This is a genomic window from Marinobacter goseongensis (genome assembly GCF_023156235.1).
In the GTDB taxonomy this organism is placed as follows: Bacteria; Pseudomonadota; Gammaproteobacteria; order Pseudomonadales; family Oleiphilaceae; genus Marinobacter; species Marinobacter goseongensis.
In genome coordinates, this window is sequence record NZ_JAKZAI010000001.1 from 1 (window position 1) to 16,300 (window position 16,300).

Below are 16,300 nucleotides of genomic sequence, written 5' to 3' on the forward strand. Positions count from 1 at the left end.
TGGCCTACGGCTACCGGGATAACGACTACTTCTTTCTGAAGATAAAAGCAGCATTTCCCGGTAAAGCGCGATGAACCTAAAAAAAGCCCCGCTCTCGAGCGGGGCTTTTTTGTGGGAGCTACGTTCCGGTTTGGTGTCGGATTAGCGAAGCGTAATCCGGCAAGCCAGCTCTCAGTCCTGATGCAGCTCGTTCGCTGCGTACAGGGTGTTCTCCAGCAAGGTCGCAATGGTCATCGGGCCCACGCCGCCAGGCACCGGCGTGATGTGGGCGGCGCGCTCGGCGGCGGTGTCGAAATCCACATCGCCTCGTAGTTTGCCGTCTTCCATCCGGTTAATGCCCACGTCAATCACGGTGGCGCCGGCTTTCACCCATTCGCCTTTCACCAGGCCCGGCTTGCCAGCGGCGGCAATCAGGATATCGGCTTCGCCGACAAACTTCTCCAGGTTAGGTGTAAAGCGATGGCAGACTGTCGTAGTGGCACCTTTCAGCAGCAGTTCCATGCTCATGGGGCGGCCCACAATATTGGAAGCGCCCACGATCACCGCGTGCTGCCCCTTGTAGGGGGTGCCAATGCTGTCCAGCAGGGTGATAACCCCCGCGGGCGTGCAGGGGCGCAGGGCGGGTTTACGCTGCATCAGGCGGCCGATGTTGTAGGGGTGGAAGCCGTCCACGTCCTTGTCCGGACGGATCTTGACCAGAATGGGGTCGGCATCCAGGTGTGAGGGCAGTGGAAGCTGGACCAGGATGCCATCCACCGCCGCATTTTCGTTCAGTTCCTCAACCAGAGCCTCGAGGGCTTCCTGCGAGGTGTCTTCAGGCAGGTCGTAAGACAGCGACAGAATGCCGGCCTCGTCGCACGCCTTACGCTTGTTGCCGACATAGACCTGGGATGCGGCATCGTTCCCCACCAGCACGACGGCCAGCCCCGGGGCTCGCAAGCCCTGTTGTCGACGGGCTTCCACGCCGTGGGCAACCTGTTGGCGAACCCGGGCAGCAATCTCTTTTCCATTGATCAGTTTGGCGCTCATGTCTCTGTCTTGTCGTCTTGTCGGTTGGGCAAAAATAAAGGGCGAGCATTGTCTCATGCTTGGACTCGAACTCCAATTGACGGCAGGTGCGACAGGGACCGGTTCGGGGAACCAAATGGCGCGGGCGCGGTCAGCTAATCTGTTGCCGCTTCAATCAATTTCCAAATCTGTGTTGACGGCAGGGGTCGGCGCCGGTAATATGCGCGCCAACTTTGCTGAGGCACTTGTTGTTCAGTTCAGACGGGGTATAGCGCAGTCTGGTAGCGCGCCTGCTTTGGGAGCAGGATGTCGGGAGTTCGAATCTCTCTACCCCGACCACTTTCTGAATATTCAGGTGGGCAACGGTCAAGCGCCCGTAGCTCAGCTGGATAGAGCACCCGCCTTCTAAGCGGGTGGTCGCAGGTTCGAGTCCTGCCGGGCGCGCCATTAAGCCGTTGGTTAGGTCCGCTCTGGACTCGCCGAATCAGCAAAGTTGACGTAAGCAGATGTAAATGCCGCAAGGCATGTCCCGATGTGGTGGACGTAGCTCAGTTGGTAGAGCTCAGGATTGTGACTCCTGCGGTCGAGGGTTCGAACCCCTTCGTCCACCCCACTTTTCTTTCAGATGTTGATTCCGCATGTTGATGAGTTCATCGATTGGCACGACGCGATCGAGCATTCTTCATCCTGTTGTGCGCGAGTGGCGGAACTGGTAGACGCGCTGGATTTAGGTTCCAGTGGGGCAACCCGTGAGAGTTCGAGTCTCTCCTCGCGCACCACCCCTTTCTTTTTTTCGGTTTGTCCTCATCTCTGTACCTTGTTTATCGCGATCAACGGCTTTGCGGCACCGGCGCAAGCGGCGCGAGTCGGGTGATTCTCTCGGCGGGGTAAACCGTGATAAACTACCGGCTTTTAAATTTCGGTCCTTCTGCGGGAAGCTGCCCGGAGACGGATTTTTCGGTTTAATTTCATTCACATACTGAACCTGTTATTTGAGGATCTTCCATGCAAGTGTCTGTTGAAACGACCTCCAACATCGAGCGTCGCATGACGATTGGTGTGCCCGCCCAGGAAATCGACCAGGCGGTCCAGAAGCGCCTGCAGGAAACTGCCCGCACCGTACGCCTGAATGGCTTCCGTCCGGGTAAGGTACCCATGAGCGTGGTCAAGCGTCGTTTCGGTGACAGCGTTCGTCAGGAAGTGGTTGGCGAGGCAATGCGCGACAACTACATCAAGGCGCTGCAGGAGCAGGACATCAACCCGGCGGGTTGGCCGAAGCTTGAGCCGAAAGTGATGGAAGAAGGCAAGGATCTGGAATTCGTTGCCGTTTTTGAAGTGCTGCCGGAAATCGAATTGGGTGACCTGAGTAAGATTTCAGTGGAAAAACTGACCTCTGACATCAGCGACAAGGACATCGATAACATGATCGATAACCTGCGTCGTCAGCAGGCCACCATGAAAGAAGTCAAGCGCAAGTCCAAGAACAAGGACGTGGTGACTATCGACTTCAAAGGCACCATTGACGGTGAAGAGTTCGAGGGCGGCGCGGCCGAAGGTCACCGTCTGACACTGGGTTCGGACCAGATGATTCCCGGGTTTGAAAAGGGCATTGTCGGCGGGAAGACCGGCGAAGAACTGGAAATCGAGGTGACGTTCCCCGAGGACTACCACAACGAGGATCTGGCGGGTAAGCCGGCCACGTTCGCCATCACCATTCACAAGGTTGAAGAGCCCCAGCTGCCGGAGCTCGACACCGAATTCTTCAAGAAGTTCGGTATCGAGGCAGACGACGAAGCAGCCTTCCGTGAAGAAGTGAAGAAGAACATGGAGCGTGAGCTGAAGCAGGCGATTTCCACCAAGGTCAAGAACGACGTGGTTGACGGCCTTCTGGAAGCGACCGAGCTTGATATTCCTGCGGCACTGGTGGATCAGGAAATTGATCGCCTGCGTCAGGACGCGGTTCAGCGTTTCGGTGGGCAGGTGGATTTCCAGCAGTTGCCGAAGGAAATCTTTGAAGATCAGGCCAAGCGTCGTGTGAAAACTGGCCTGTTGTTCCAGGAAGTAGTCAAGAAGAATGACCTGAAAGCGGATCAGGCCAAGGTTGACGAAAAGATCCAGGAGATTGCGTCAACGTATGAACAGCCTGAGGACGTGGTTGCCCATTTCAACAGCAGCCCCGAGCAGAAGTCTCAGATCGAGTCCTCCGTGCTGGAAGACCAGGTTGTGGATTACGTGCTTGAGCAGGCCAAAGTGAAAGAGAAGAAGGTCAAGTACGAAGAAGCCATTCAGGCCGGTCAGCCCCAGCGCTGATCTGGTCAGGAGTCGGAAAGGCTCCTGTTGGCCGAAAAGGGAAAACAGCCGGCATGTCCGGCTGTTTTCATCTTGGCCCCGTGGTGGCAGAGTATAGGGTGTATAAGACTGATAACGCAGTGGCCAGAGGCCACGCCCCAATGTCCAGAAGGAGTTCAGGCGCATCATGATGCAAAAACCGATTGATGGTCCCGCAATGGTAACCAGTTCCGGTCTGGTTCCGATCGTTATTGAGCAAACCGCTCGCGGTGAGCGTTCCTTTGATATCTACTCCCGGTTGCTCAAGGAGCGGGTGATCTTCATGGTGGGCCAGGTTGAGGACCACATGGCCAACCTGATTGTTGCGCAGCTTCTGTTTCTCGAGTCCGAGAATCCGGACAAGGATATCCATCTTTACATCAACAGCCCCGGCGGTTCGGTTACGGCCGGCATGTCCATCTACGACACCATGCAGTTTATCAAGCCGGACGTGGCCACGTTGTGCGTCGGTCAGGCGGCGAGCATGGGGGCGTTTCTGTTGGCAGGTGGTGCAGAGGGCAAGCGCGCGTGTCTGCCCAATTCGCGGGTAATGATTCACCAGCCGTTGGGCGGTTACCAGGGACAGGCCACGGACATTGAAATTCACACCCGTGAAATTCTCAAGATCCGCCACACCCTGAATTCCATCCTTGCCCATCATACCGGTCAGGATCTGGAGACCATCTCAAAGGATACGGATCGCGATAACTTCATGGATCCGCAGCAGGCCAAAGACTACGGCCTGATTGATTCTATACTTGATAAGCGCGTACCGAATAAATAATACTGAAGGTAATCGCATCATCCTTGGCCGGCGTATCAGCCAGTAACGCCGGCAAACCAAGATCAGAGGTATTTCAATGGCAGATGAAAGAAACGGCAGGGGCGACGATAACGGCAAGTTGCTCTACTGCTCGTTTTGTGGAAAGAGCCAGCATGAAGTCCGTAAGCTCATTGCAGGGCCCTCGGTGTTCATCTGCGACGAGTGCGTCGACCTGTGCAACGACATTATCCGTGAAGAGATTCAGGAGAATGCGCAGGAAGAAGCCAGCGACCGTCTTCCCACTCCCGCTGAAATTCGCGATACGCTCGACGAGTACGTCATTGGCCAGGATCGCGCCAAAGTCGTACTGTCGGTGGCGGTCTACAACCACTACAAGCGGTTGCGCTATGGTGAGGGCAAGGCCGAGGTCGAACTGGGCAAGAGCAACATCCTGCTGATCGGTCCGACCGGTAGCGGTAAGACTCTTCTGGCTGAAACCCTGGCGCGCATGCTGAACGTACCGTTTACCATTGCCGATGCCACCACCCTGACTGAAGCCGGTTACGTGGGCGAAGATGTTGAAAACATCATCCAGAAACTGTTGCAGAAGTGCGATTACGACGTCGACAAGGCCCAGCGAGGCATTGTTTACATCGATGAAATCGACAAGATTTCACGCAAGTCGGACAACCCCTCGATTACCCGGGACGTGTCTGGCGAAGGGGTGCAGCAGGCCCTGCTGAAGCTGATCGAGGGCACGGTAGCCTCGGTTCCGCCCCAGGGCGGCCGCAAGCACCCGCAGCAGGAGTTTCTGCAGGTGGATACCGGCAACATGCTGTTCATCTGTGGTGGTGCCTTCGCCGGTCTCGACAAGGTGATTCAGGAGCGCTCCGAGCGCAGCAGCATCGGCTTCTCCGCATCGGTGAAAAGCCCGGATGACACCAAGAACACCGGCGACATCATCAAGGATGTCGAGACCGAGGACCTGGTGAAGTATGGCCTGATCCCCGAGTTCGTGGGTCGTCTGCCGGTTGTGGCAACGCTGACCGAGCTGGATGAGGAAGCGTTGATACAGATTCTCACCGAACCCAAGAACGCTCTGACCAAGCAGTATCAGAAGCTGTTCGATATGGAAGGTGTGGAGCTGGATTTCCGTGAAGAGGCGCTGAGGGCGGTTGCCCGCAAGGCGATGGAGCGGAAAACCGGGGCCCGGGGGCTGCGCTCCATCATGGAAGCCACCCTCCTGGATACCATGTATCAGATTCCCTCCGAGCACGACGTCACCAAGGTGGTGATCGACGAGAGCGTGATCAGCGGCGATTCCGAGCCGTTCAAGATCTACGCCAGCAGCGACCACGCCAAGGCGGTTCCGGAGGACTGAGTCGTTCCGGGAGGATTGTGACGTATAAAAAAGGGCGGCAACGCCCTTTTTTATTGTTCTGTAAACCGCGTTTCCCCGCCTGTTTCATTTGGTAAAAAGATTGCAATTTTCGCTGTCGCCCCAATGATGGGTGATATGCTGAAAGAAACGTCGTCAGAGGATTCCTTATGACCCGGATACCTGAAGAGTCTGTGCACGAATACCCGTTGCTCCCGTTGCGAGATGTGGTGGTGTTCCCGCACATGGTCGTCCCTTTGTTCGTGGGGCGCGAAAAATCCATCCAGGCACTGGAAGCCGCAATGGAGGGCAGCAAGGAAATTCTGCTGGTCGCACAACGGGATGCCTCCACTGACGAGCCCGGCCCGGATGATGTGTTCGATATGGGCACGTTGGCGACGGTGCTGCAAATGTTGCGTTTGCCGGACGGTACTGTAAAGGTTTTGGTAGAGGGCAATGCCCGGGCCACCCTGAGCGGCATCGAGGAGGGTGACTACCTGTCGGGCAAAGCCGTGATGATGGACGAGGACACCCTGCCGGATCGCGAAGAGGACGTTTTGGTCAAAACCCTGATGGACGAGTTTGAGAAGTACGTCAAGCTGTCCAAAAAGGTACCTTCGGAGGTGTCCAACGCACTTACCGGCATTACTGATGTGGAGCGCCTCGCCGATACCATGGCGGCGCATCTGGAAATGCGGATTCCGGAAAAGCAGGAATTGCTCGAGGCGCTGGATGTGCGCAAGCGGGTGGATCTGCTGCTGGGCAAACTGGACGGCGAGATCGACCTGATCGAAGTTGAGAAACGGATCCGTGGCCGCGTCAAAAAGCAGATGGAGCGCAGTCAGCGCGAGTATTACCTGAACGAGCAGATGAAGGCTATCCAGAAGGAAATGGGTAATCTGGGTGAGGGCAACAACGACTTCGAGGAGCTTGAGCAGAAGCTTGAGGAAGCCGGCTTGCCCGAGGAAGCGCTCAAGAAAACCGAGGCCGAGCTGAACAAGCTGAAGATGATGTCGCCGATGTCTGCCGAGGCCACGGTAGTGCGCGGCTACATTGACTGGATGTTGGCCGTACCGTGGAAAAAGCGCAGCCGCGTTCGTCACGACATTGAAAAGGCTCGTGAGATCCTCGACAAGGACCACTACGGGCTTGATGAGGTCAAGAAGCGCATTCTGGAATACCTGGCTGTGCAAAGTCGGGTGAAGAAAGTGAAGGGGCCGGTGTTGTGCCTGGTCGGGCCTCCCGGGGTGGGTAAGACCTCGCTCGGCCAATCCATTGCCCGCGCGACCAATCGCAAGTACACCCGTATGGCCCTCGGTGGCGTCCGTGACGAAGCGGAAATTCGTGGTCACCGCAAGACCTACATCGGTGCATTGCCCGGCAAGCTGCTGCAGAAGTTGTCCAAGGTCGGCGTGAAGAACCCGCTGTTCCTGTTCGACGAAATCGACAAGATGGGCATGGACCACCGTGGTGATCCTGCGTCTGCATTGCTGGAGGTGCTGGATCCGGAGCAGAACCATACCTTCAACGATCATTATCTCGAGGTGGACTATGATCTGTCGGACGTGATGTTCGTCTGTACCTCCAACTCCATGGACATCCCATCGGCGCTGCTGGATCGGATGGAAATCATCCGTATCCCGGGTTACACCGAGGATGAAAAGGTCAATATCGCGTTGCGCTACCTGCTGCCGAAGCAGATCAAGGCCAATGGCCTGCGCAAGGACGAACTGACGATCCCGGAAGAGACGCTGCGTGACCTGATCCGGTACTACACCCGTGAGGCCGGTGTGCGGGGTCTGGAGCGCGAGATCGCCAAGATCTGCCGCAAGGTGGTGCGCGAGCACGTTGAAAGCGGCGACAAGGCTTCGGTAACCCTGTCCCAGGAGATGCTGGAGGACTATTCCGGCGTCAAGAAGTTCAAGTATGGTCTGGCGGAAGAAACCAACCAGATCGGGCAGGTGACTGGTCTGGCCTGGACTCAGGTTGGCGGCGAGCTGCTCACCATCGAGTGTGCGCTGACCAGTGGCAAAGGGCGTGTGGTGAAAACCGGTTCACTCGGTGACGTCATGCAGGAGTCCATCCAGACCGCATTGACCGTGGTCCGGAGTCGGGCACAGGGTCTCGGGATTGCCGATGATTTCCACGAGAAACACGATCTGCACGTGCACGTACCGGAAGGCGCAACGCCGAAAGACGGTCCGAGTGCCGGTATCGGCATGTGCACCGCACTGATTTCTGCGCTGACCAAAATTCCGGTTCGGGCTGATGTGGCGATGACCGGTGAGATCACTCTGCGGGGCCGCGTGCTGCCTATCGGCGGGCTCAAGGAGAAGCTGCTGGCAGCCCATCGCGGGGGCATCAAAACCGTTGTGATCCCAGATGAAAATGTTCGTGATCTCAAGGAGATACCGGATAATATCAAGGAATCGCTGGAGATCATCCCGGCGAAATGGATCGACGAAGTGCTGGATGTGGCGCTGGCGTATCCGCCGGAACCGCGGTCGGCGGATTCGTCATCGGAAACCGGTTCCGGCAAACCCAGGGACGACGATTCCGACAGTGCGGAACGCATAAATACACATTAAACCCTTGATGAGTTGTTGACATGCCTGAGAGCCCGTTGGTATAACTGTTTCGCCGTGAAGCAGCCAATACCAAGGGCTCCCGCGCAGTAAGTGCCTATTCCGAATACCGGTTAACAACCGCAAGGAATAAAAAAACTGAAGAATGGAATTCTCTGACCGCTTATGCGATAGTCGAGAACGTCCGAGAAAAAACAATCCAACCTATAACATCTTCAACCTGAAATCGAAGGGGTTTAGTGTGAACAAGTCCGAACTTATCGATGCAATTGCAGAGTCCGCAGATATCTCCAAAGCCGCCGCTGGCCGTGCTCTGGACGCAATGACCAACTCCATCACCGGTGCCCTGAAAAAAGGCGATCAGGTTACTCTGATCGGTTTTGGCACTTTCTCTGTTAAAGAGCGTGCTGCCCGTACTGGTCGCAACCCGCAGACTGGTGCCGAGATCAAGATTCCGGCCTCCAAAGTGCCTGGGTTCAAGGCAGGTAAGGCCCTGAAAGACGCCGTTAAGTAAACGGTTTCTTTCTCAGGCAGCACCGGTCATGCGGGTGCTGCCGGAGCGGTTGGCCCGGGGTCAGCTCCGAAGCCAGCCCGCTCCAGATGAATTCAAGGCGCATTCCGTTCAGGGTGCGCCTTTTTACGTTAAGCCTCCGGCTTTAAAGATGTCGCGCCAGCCACTGGTTCGATTCTGATCAGGGATTCGGGAGAAACATGCTTCAAGATATTCGGGATAATTCCCAGGGCACTATTGCCAAAATCATCATTGGTCTGTTGATTGTTGTTATGTCTCTGTGGGGTGTGGAATCCATCATCGGCGGTTTCTCCGGTGAATCGGAAGTCGCCAGCGTCGACGGTGAAGCCATTACTGAGCGGGAGTTCCTGCGCGTGGTCCAGATGGAGGGCCAGCGCCGCCTGTCGGCGATGGAGAATCCCGACCCGGCCATGCTCGATGAAGACGAAATCCGCCGCGACGTCCTTGAGTCACTGATCCAGGAGCAGGTACTGATTCAGGATGCCAATGAGCAGGGTCTGGAGCTGTCTGATCAGGACATCGACTCGCTGATTACCCAGATGCCCCAGTTCCAGGTGGACGGAACGTTCAACCAGGATCGGTTTGTGGCGACTGTGCGCAACATGGGCATGGGTATCGGGGAGTTCCGCGAAGCCATGCGCAAACAGTATGTGGTGAACCAGATCCGCGCCGGCATTGCCCAGAGCGGTGTGGTGACGGATGAGAACGTTGCCCAGCTGCTGCGGATCCAGAACCAGACCCGGGATTTCCGGGTGGTGACTGTGTCCGCTGAGGATGTCCGCGAGGGCATCGAGGTGAGTGACAACGACATTGAAACCTATTACCAGAACAATCTGGACGACTATCGCCTGCCGGAGCGCGTGGACGCCGAATACATTGCGCTCTCTCTGGAAGCGTTGGCAGAAACTGTTGAGGTGAGCGAGGAAAATCTGCAGGCCTACTACCAGGACCGCGCGTCGGATCTGGCGGCGGAAGAGCGCCGTGCGGCGCACATTCTGCTGGAAGAAGGGGCAGATACTTCGGATACCATGGCCACCATTCAGGAGCGTCTGGAAGCCGGAGAAGCGTTTGAGGATCTGGCGCAAGAGTTCTCGGCAGACTCCATGTCCGCCGCCGAAGGGGGGGATCTTGGTTTTGCCGGGCGTGGTGTCTATGACGAGGCCTTTGATGAGACGCTGTTTGCGCTTGAAAAGGGTGAAGTGTCGGATCCCGTCACCACCAGTTTTGGTGTGCATCTGATCAAGCTCCTGGACGTGAGAAAGTCGGATGTGCCGCCACTGGAAGAGATGGAAGATGCGTTGCGTCGCGACCTGGCCGAGCGTCAGGCGCAGGAGCGGTTCGCCGAGGTGCGCACGCAGTTGGCAGATTCTGCCTACGCTTCGGACGATCTCAACGGCCCGGCTGAGGAGCTGGAGCTGGAGATTCGCGAGACCAGCGATGTCACCCGCGACGGCGGCAGTGCGCCGTTTGACCATGCCGGTCTGGTGCGTCAACTGTTCTCCGATGACGTTGTGAAAGACCGCTTCAACACCGAACTGATCGATGTGGGCGACAACGTTTCGGTGGTGGCCCGGGTCAAGAACTATTACGAAGCTGAGGAGCGCCCTCTCGACGAGGTTCGGGAAGAGATTCGTTCTGTGCTGCTCGAGCAGAAAACCCGCGAAGCCCTGCGAGACCGGGCTGACGCACTGATCGCGGAGCTGGAGGCGGGTACCGACGTTGAGGCGCTGGCGGTTGGGGAATGGACGGAATACACCGCTCAGTCCCGCAGCGGGTCCGACCTTGGCCGTGGGCTTATCTCGGCAGTGTTTTCGATTGATCGTCCGCAGGAAGGCTCGATCAATTATGGTAAGGCGCTGGCCGGCAGCGGTGTCGCCATCATCGCCCTGGACAGGGTGAACGAAGGCGATATTGACCAGGACAGCGGTGAGCTGGATCAGTTGCGTGGCTTCCTGGCGTCCATGGAGGGGCAGCGGGAGTATGCGGCCTATCAGCAATACCTTCGGGAAAGGGCGGAAGTGACCCGGAACTGAGATAAGGCACCCTGCGGGGTGCCTTTTTTGCAAGACCCGGCGTTGGCCGGGTTTTTTTGTTGGGGCGAATCGTCACGCTTTCGCGCCAGCAGGGATCAGGCTCCGTTGACTCTGCTACCTTATAAGGTAGGGCTACTCGGACGGGAAGCGGGTGGGTTTCAGGCTTTCCTTGATCTTTTTCAGATGGCCGAGGAAGTCGGCTCCACGCTTGAGCGTGACGCCGGTCGCCAGAATGTCGATCACCGTCAAGTGAATGATCCGCGATGACATGGGCATGTAGACCTCCGTGTCTTCTGGAGCAGTGACTTCCAGGACCACGGTGCAGGCGTCCGCGAGGGGGGAGTCCGGATTGGTAATGCCAATCACAGTCGCGCCGTTGGCCCGGGCAATTTTAGCGATGTCGACGGTTTCGCGGGTGCGGCCGGTGTAGGAGATCATCACGATGACGTCACCGGTACTGGAGCCGGCCGCGACCATGCGCTGCATGAGAGCGTCGTCGTAGGACATCACCGGAATATTGAAACGGAAGAACTTGTGCTGGGCGTCGAGGGCAACCGGCGCGGAGCCCCCCATGCCGAAGAAATTGATCTGTTTGGCCTGAATGAGATAGTCGATGGCGGTGGCCAGGGCCTTTGGGTCCAGCGCCTGGCGGGCCTTGTCCAGGCTAGCGATCGTGCTCAGCATGATCTTGTCAGCGAATTCGGCAACACTGTCGTCCGGCTCGACGTTCTGGCCCACGTAGGGGGTGCCGGTGGCAATGCTCTGGGCCAGGCGAATCTTGAAGTCGGGAAAACCGGTCGCTGAAAACCCGCGACAAAACCGGTTTACGGTGGGCTCGCTCACGTCTGCGGCACGGGCAAGGGCTGCGATACTGTAGCGGGTGGCTGCGCTGGGGTCCCGGAGAATGGCTTCCGCCACTTTGCGCTCGGATTTGTTGAGGCTGTCGAGGCGGGACTGTATGTCTTCAATCAGGTTGTCGTCGCGTTTCGCCTGGTGCGCGGCCATGGAAAGGTGCTCCCTGAATTCATCGGCGGTCATTAGCGTAATTGTTGGTGATTATACCGTGTTTTCCCGGAATATGCGGTAGTAAAAATATCAGAAACGCGATTTAACTCTTGGATTAATCGAACCCCGGTGTCATTATTTGTTAAGAATTACTACATCTGGCGTTGTTAAAAGAGAAGGAAGCAATGGCTGATAACGACCATACCCGCTCAGACCTGATGATGTTCGGTGCCCTTGGGGACCTGGCGCAGCGCAAGCTCTTTCCGGCGTTGTACCAGCTTGACCGCTCCGGTCTGCTTGATCAGGGCAGCCGTATCCTCGCGATTGCCAGGGACAAGTCCGACACCTCGGGTGTTCGAAAGCTCCTGAGAGAAAAGCTCCGGGAACACGTCAAGCCGGCAGAGTTTGACGAGGCCCTCGCTGAGACTTTCCTGAAACGCATCGATTATCTTTATCTGGATTTCACCGATTCAGCCGGTTTCGCCGCCCTCAACGAGTGGCGCGGTACGCCGGACAGCAACCTTATTGTTTACATGGCCACGCCGCCGGCCATGTACGGCGAGATTTCCCGCAATCTTCGCAGTGCCAGTTGCTGCACAGGCAAGACCCGGGTGGTGGTAGAGAAACCGATCGGCCACGACCTTGCCTCATCCAGGGTGATCAACGATGAGCTGGGCGAGGTCTATCGCGAAGACCAGCTTTTCCGCATCGACCATTACCTGGGCAAGGAAACCGTACAGAATCTGATTGCACTGCGATTTGCCAACAATTTGTTTGCGTCCCAGTGGGATCAGAACCACATCTCACATGTGGAAATTAGCGTTGCCGAGAGCGTGGGTATTGAAGGGCGCTGGGGGTATTTCGATAAAGCGGGCCAGATCCGTGACATGATCCAGAACCACCTGTTGCAGCTGCTGTGTCTGATCGCCATGGATCCGCCCTCGGACCTGTCGGCTGACAGCATTCGGGACGAGAAGGTGAAAGTGCTGAAAGCCCTGCGGGACATCACTCCGGAGTTGATGGACAGCCATGTGGTGCGAGGTCAGTACACGGCGGGTACCAGCAACGGTAAGCCGGTGCCCGGGTATCTGGAGGAGGAGGGGGCTAACAAGGGGAGTGGCACCGAAACCTTCGTGGCGTTGAAAGCCGAGATCGAGAATTGGCGGTGGTCCGGTGTGCCGTTTTACATCCGTACCGGAAAACGGCTGCCGGAGAAGCTGTCGCAGATTATTATCCACTTCAAGCCGGCACCTCATTACATCTTCGATCCGGATCAGAAGCATCTGGCCAACAACAAGCTGATTATCCGCCTCCAGCCCGATGAGGGGATGTCACTGAAGATCCTGACCAAGGACCAGGGGCTGGACAAGGGCATGCGTCTGCGCCAGGGGCCGCTGGAGCTGACGTTCTCGGAAACCTTCGATACCGACCGTATTCCCGATGCCTATGAGCGGCTGTTGTGGGAGGTGATGAAAGGCAACCAGTACCTGTTTGTGCGTCGGGACGAAGTCGAGCATGCCTGGAAATGGGTGGACCGTGTGATCCGCAACTGGAATGACAGCGGGGAACCTCCGAAGCGATACGCGGCGGGCACCTGGGGGCCAGTAGCGTCGATTGCGATGATCACGCGGGACGGGAGGAGCTGGTATGAAGACGCCTGAGATTCGGCTGCCCCACGGTATTGAGCAACGGTTTGGTGACAGTCCGCAGCAGGTGGCGCTTGCGCTCGCGGATGCGGTGGCCGAGGTGTTGCGTAGCCGTCTGGCTGAAGCCGGGCAGGCGACGCTGGTGGTGTCCGGCGGCTCAACACCGGTGCCGTTTTTCGAGGCGCTGGCGAACAAGGATCTGGACTGGTCCGGCGTCACGGTTGCGCTGGCGGATGAGCGCTGGGTGGACGAAGCGGATCCGGCCAGCAATACCCGCCTGGTGAAGTCGTCGGTGCTGCAGGGCAAGGCCGCGGCGGCGCGTTATCTCTCCCTGAAGCAGGAGGGTGAAACCCCCGCCCTGGGTCTGGATGCGGTCCGGGCGGAATTGGCTGCTCTGGCCCAGCCACTGGACGTGCTTGTTCTGGGGATGGGCAATGATGGCCATACCGCCTCTCTATTCCCGGATGCCCCGGAACTGCCATTCGCAATGGACGCTGGCTGTCCCGAAGTGGTCGCTGCTATGACGCCGCCGTCTCAGGCGCAGCCGCGGATTACCCTGACTCGACCGGTGCTGAGTGAGGCCCGTTTCACCGTTTTGCACCTGAAAGGCGCCGACAAGCTGGACACCCTGAAGCGGGCGTTTGAAAACCCGGACGATGTCCTGGCGATGCCGGTGCGTGCGTTTTTGAAGCCCGGGTTGCAGGTGTTCTGGAGCCCCTGAGGCGGCGCGATTTTTCCTGTCCGTTTAATGGAGAAGATCATGAACCAACTGTCCGAATTCCATCGTGAGCGCGTGCAGACGGTGCTCGCGGCCTCACCGTTGATTCCGGTGATAGCCATCAACGACCCCGATGATGCGATACCGCTATGCCGGGCGCTGGTGGATGGAGGCATCCGCGTGCTGGAGATCACCCTGCGTACCGAGCACGGCGTGAAAGCCATTGAAGCGGTTCGTCAGGCTATCCCGGACGCCTGGGTGGGCGCCGGCACTGTGACCAGCATCGCCCAGTATCGGCAGGTCGAGGCGGCTGGCGCGCAGTTCGTCATCACACCGGGTGTCACCGAGGCCATTCTGGAGTTTGGTCTGACGTCAGAGGCGCCCTTGTTGCCGGGAATTTCCACCATTTCGGAGCTGATGGTGGGGTATAACCTGGGTTACCGTGAATTCAAGTTCTTTCCCGCTGAAGTTGCCGGCGGTATACCCGCGCTGAAAGCCTTTGCCGGACCCTTTCCAGATGTATCCTTCTGCCCGACCGGGGGAATTCGCCGTGAAACCGCTCGGGATTACCTGGCGCTCGGTAATGTGCACGCCGTGGGCGGAAGTTGGCTAACCCCGGCCGAGGCGATTGCGGGCAAAGACTGGGCCGCCGTTTCACAAGTGGCCCGTGAGAGCCTGGCGGGTCTCTAGGAGCGGGGGGCAGTTGGGTGTGGTGAGCGACCATACCCATGGTCGCTCACCCGGTGTTGTCAGCGGATGTCGTTGCCTACCCGTACGATCTTCATGGTGTTGGTGCCACCCTGGGCGTTCACGTAATCACCTTTGGTCATCACCACCAGGTCGCCGGCCTTGACCACGCCACGATTCGCCAGCTCCGAGACGGCCAGTGCGTTGGTGCGTTCGTTGGGAATTTTTGCGGAATCAAACGGAACTGTCTGCACGCCCCGGAACATGGCAACCCGGTGCTGGGTGGAGTGATGCCGTGAGAATGCGAAGATCGGCAGGCTGGACTTGATGCGAGACATCAGTAGCGGCGTTGCGCCGGTTTCGGTCATGCAGATGATGGCCGCAACCCCTTCCAGATGATTGGCGGCGTACATGGCCGACAGGGCGATGGCTTCATCCACCATTTCCATGCTCTCGTGGATGCGGTGTTTGGACTGGTGCATCGAGGGGTGCTTCTCGGCACCGAGGCAGATGCGCACCATGGCTTCGACCGCTTCTTTCGGGTAATCGCCCACGGCGGTTTCGGCGGACAGCATCACGGCGTCGGTGTAATCCATGACCGCGTTGGCCACATCGGATACTTCGGCGCGCGTCGGCATCGGGTTGTCGATCATGGATTCCATCATCTGGGTGGCGGTGATGACCACCTTGTTCAGCACCCGGGCCCGCTGGATGATGTGCTTCTGCACGCCCACCAGCTCCGCGTCGCCGATTTCAACGGCCAGATCGCCACGGGCCACCATGACTGCATCCGACGCCTCGATTACCGCGTCCAGAGCGGCGTTGTCATGCGCCAGCTCTGCCCGCTCGATTTTGGCCACCAGGTATGCTTCGGAGCCGGCGTCGCTCAGCAGTCTGCGGGCAACATGCATGTCTTCGGCGGTGCGAACAAACGACACCGCGACGTAGTCTGCGCCGAGGCGGGCAGCGGTCACAATGTCTTTTTTGTCTTTGTCCGTCAGCGCGTCGGCGGACAGACCGCCGCCGCGCTTGTTCAGGCCCTTGTTGTTGGAGAGGGGACCGCCGATCAGCACTCGGGATGTGATGCTGCTGCCATCAACGGCGGTCACTTCCATTTCAATGCGGCCGTCATCCAGCACCAGGATGTCGCCGGCTACCACGTCGTCAATCAGCTGCTCGTAGTCGATGCCGACCCGGTGCTCATCGCCGTTTTCCTTGTCCATGCTGGCGTCGAGCACGAATTCCTGACCGGCCTTCAGGGTCACCTTGTTGTCACGGAAACGGGCAATGCGAAGTTTCGGGCCCTGGAGATCGGCCAGAAGTGCTACAAACCGACCTTGTGAGGCGGCGGTTTCCCGCACTCGCCGTGCGCGCTCTATGTGGTCCTCGGCGCTGCCGTGGGAAAAGTTCAGCCGGGTGACGTCCACACCCGCCGCGATAACGGCGGCAAGGGATTCCGGCGAGTCGGTTGCGGGGCCGAGGGTGGCGACAATCTTGGTACGCCTGAGCATGGTCTGAATGTCCTTGTGAAGAAACCTTGGTGACTGAGGGGACGGCGCGGATCGAACTGCGGCCGATGCGGTTATTATCGTACCACGCCATGACTTTCAGGTGACG

The 16,300-nt window shown here is 58.0% G+C and carries 12 protein-coding genes and 4 tRNA genes; 13 read left to right on the forward strand and 3 right to left on the reverse strand.

The window, feature by feature from the left end:
- Nucleotides 1–171: 171 nt before the first annotated feature.
- A complete protein-coding gene (folD, locus tag MLC70_RS00005) occupies nt 172–1,029 on the reverse strand; it encodes a bifunctional methylenetetrahydrofolate dehydrogenase/methenyltetrahydrofolate cyclohydrolase FolD (protein ID WP_248180924.1) in 858 nt (285 codons plus the stop codon).
- A gap of 241 nt (nt 1,030–1,270) precedes the next feature.
- Here folD and MLC70_RS00010 point away from each other — a divergent pair.
- The 10 genes from MLC70_RS00010 (at nt 1,271) to MLC70_RS00055 (ending at nt 10,627) form a co-directional block, all read left to right on the forward strand.
- Nucleotides 1,271–1,347 (forward strand) — tRNA-Pro (locus MLC70_RS00010).
- 31 nt (nt 1,348–1,378) lie between these two features.
- Nucleotides 1,379–1,455 (forward strand) — tRNA-Arg (locus MLC70_RS00015).
- Between the two features lie 90 nt (nt 1,456–1,545).
- Nucleotides 1,546–1,621, forward strand: a tRNA-His gene (locus MLC70_RS00020).
- Nucleotides 1,622–1,702: 81 nt separating this feature from the next.
- Nucleotides 1,703–1,787 (forward strand) — tRNA-Leu (locus MLC70_RS00025).
- A gap of 226 nt (nt 1,788–2,013) precedes the next feature.
- Nucleotides 2,014–3,318 (forward strand): trigger factor, encoded by a 1,305-nt coding sequence (gene tig / locus MLC70_RS00030; RefSeq protein WP_248180925.1) that lies wholly within the window; start codon nt 2,014–2,016, stop codon nt 3,316–3,318.
- Between the two features lie 166 nt (nt 3,319–3,484).
- A complete protein-coding gene (gene clpP / locus MLC70_RS00035; RefSeq protein WP_248180926.1) occupies nt 3,485–4,120 on the forward strand; it encodes an ATP-dependent Clp endopeptidase proteolytic subunit ClpP in 636 nt (211 codons plus the stop codon).
- Nucleotides 4,121–4,196: 76 nt separating this feature from the next.
- Entirely contained in the window at nt 4,197–5,480 is a 1,284-nt protein-coding gene (gene clpX / locus MLC70_RS00040) for an ATP-dependent Clp protease ATP-binding subunit ClpX (protein ID WP_248180927.1), read from the forward strand.
- Between the two features lie 167 nt (nt 5,481–5,647).
- Nucleotides 5,648–8,065 carry an endopeptidase La gene (gene lon / locus MLC70_RS00045; RefSeq protein WP_248180928.1) on the forward strand — a complete coding sequence of 806 codons (2,418 nt, stop codon included), beginning with the start codon at nt 5,648–5,650 and terminating at the stop codon, nt 8,063–8,065.
- A gap of 238 nt (nt 8,066–8,303) precedes the next feature.
- Nucleotides 8,304–8,576 (forward strand): HU family DNA-binding protein, encoded by a 273-nt coding sequence (locus tag MLC70_RS00050; protein WP_008174603.1) that lies wholly within the window; start codon nt 8,304–8,306, stop codon nt 8,574–8,576.
- A gap of 197 nt (nt 8,577–8,773) precedes the next feature.
- Complete coding sequence (locus tag MLC70_RS00055; protein ID WP_248180929.1) at nt 8,774–10,627, forward strand: SurA N-terminal domain-containing protein; 1,854 nt, start codon at nt 8,774–8,776, stop codon at nt 10,625–10,627.
- A gap of 132 nt (nt 10,628–10,759) precedes the next feature.
- Here MLC70_RS00055 and MLC70_RS00060 read toward each other — a convergent pair whose 3' ends face one another.
- Nucleotides 10,760–11,632 carry a MurR/RpiR family transcriptional regulator gene (locus MLC70_RS00060; RefSeq protein ID WP_248180930.1) on the reverse strand — a complete coding sequence of 291 codons (873 nt, stop codon included), beginning with the start codon at nt 11,630–11,632 and terminating at the stop codon, nt 10,760–10,762.
- A gap of 185 nt (nt 11,633–11,817) precedes the next feature.
- Here MLC70_RS00060 and zwf point away from each other — a divergent pair, with 185 nt between their 5' ends.
- Genes zwf through MLC70_RS00075 form a run of 3 tightly spaced genes read left to right on the forward strand, consistent with a single transcriptional unit; the run spans nt 11,818 to nt 14,686 of the window.
- On the forward strand, nt 11,818–13,293 hold the full coding sequence (gene zwf, locus MLC70_RS00065) for a glucose-6-phosphate dehydrogenase (protein WP_248180931.1): 1,476 nt from the start codon (nt 11,818–11,820) through the stop codon (nt 13,291–13,293).
- Nucleotides 13,280–13,999: a 6-phosphogluconolactonase gene (gene pgl, locus MLC70_RS00070; RefSeq protein WP_248180932.1), complete on the forward strand. Its 720-nt coding sequence runs from the start codon at nt 13,280–13,282 to the stop codon at nt 13,997–13,999. Before zwf ends, pgl begins: the two co-directional genes overlap by 14 nt.
- Nucleotides 14,000–14,038: 39 nt before the next feature.
- Nucleotides 14,039–14,686, forward strand: coding sequence for a bifunctional 4-hydroxy-2-oxoglutarate aldolase/2-dehydro-3-deoxy-phosphogluconate aldolase (locus MLC70_RS00075; RefSeq protein ID WP_248180933.1), 648 nt, complete (start codon nt 14,039–14,041; stop codon nt 14,684–14,686).
- Nucleotides 14,687–14,745: 59 nt separating this feature from the next.
- Here MLC70_RS00075 and pyk read toward each other — a convergent pair whose 3' ends face one another.
- Entirely contained in the window at nt 14,746–16,194 is a 1,449-nt protein-coding gene (pyk, locus tag MLC70_RS00080; protein WP_248180934.1) for a pyruvate kinase, read from the reverse strand.
- Nucleotides 16,195–16,300: the final 106 nt, after the last annotated feature.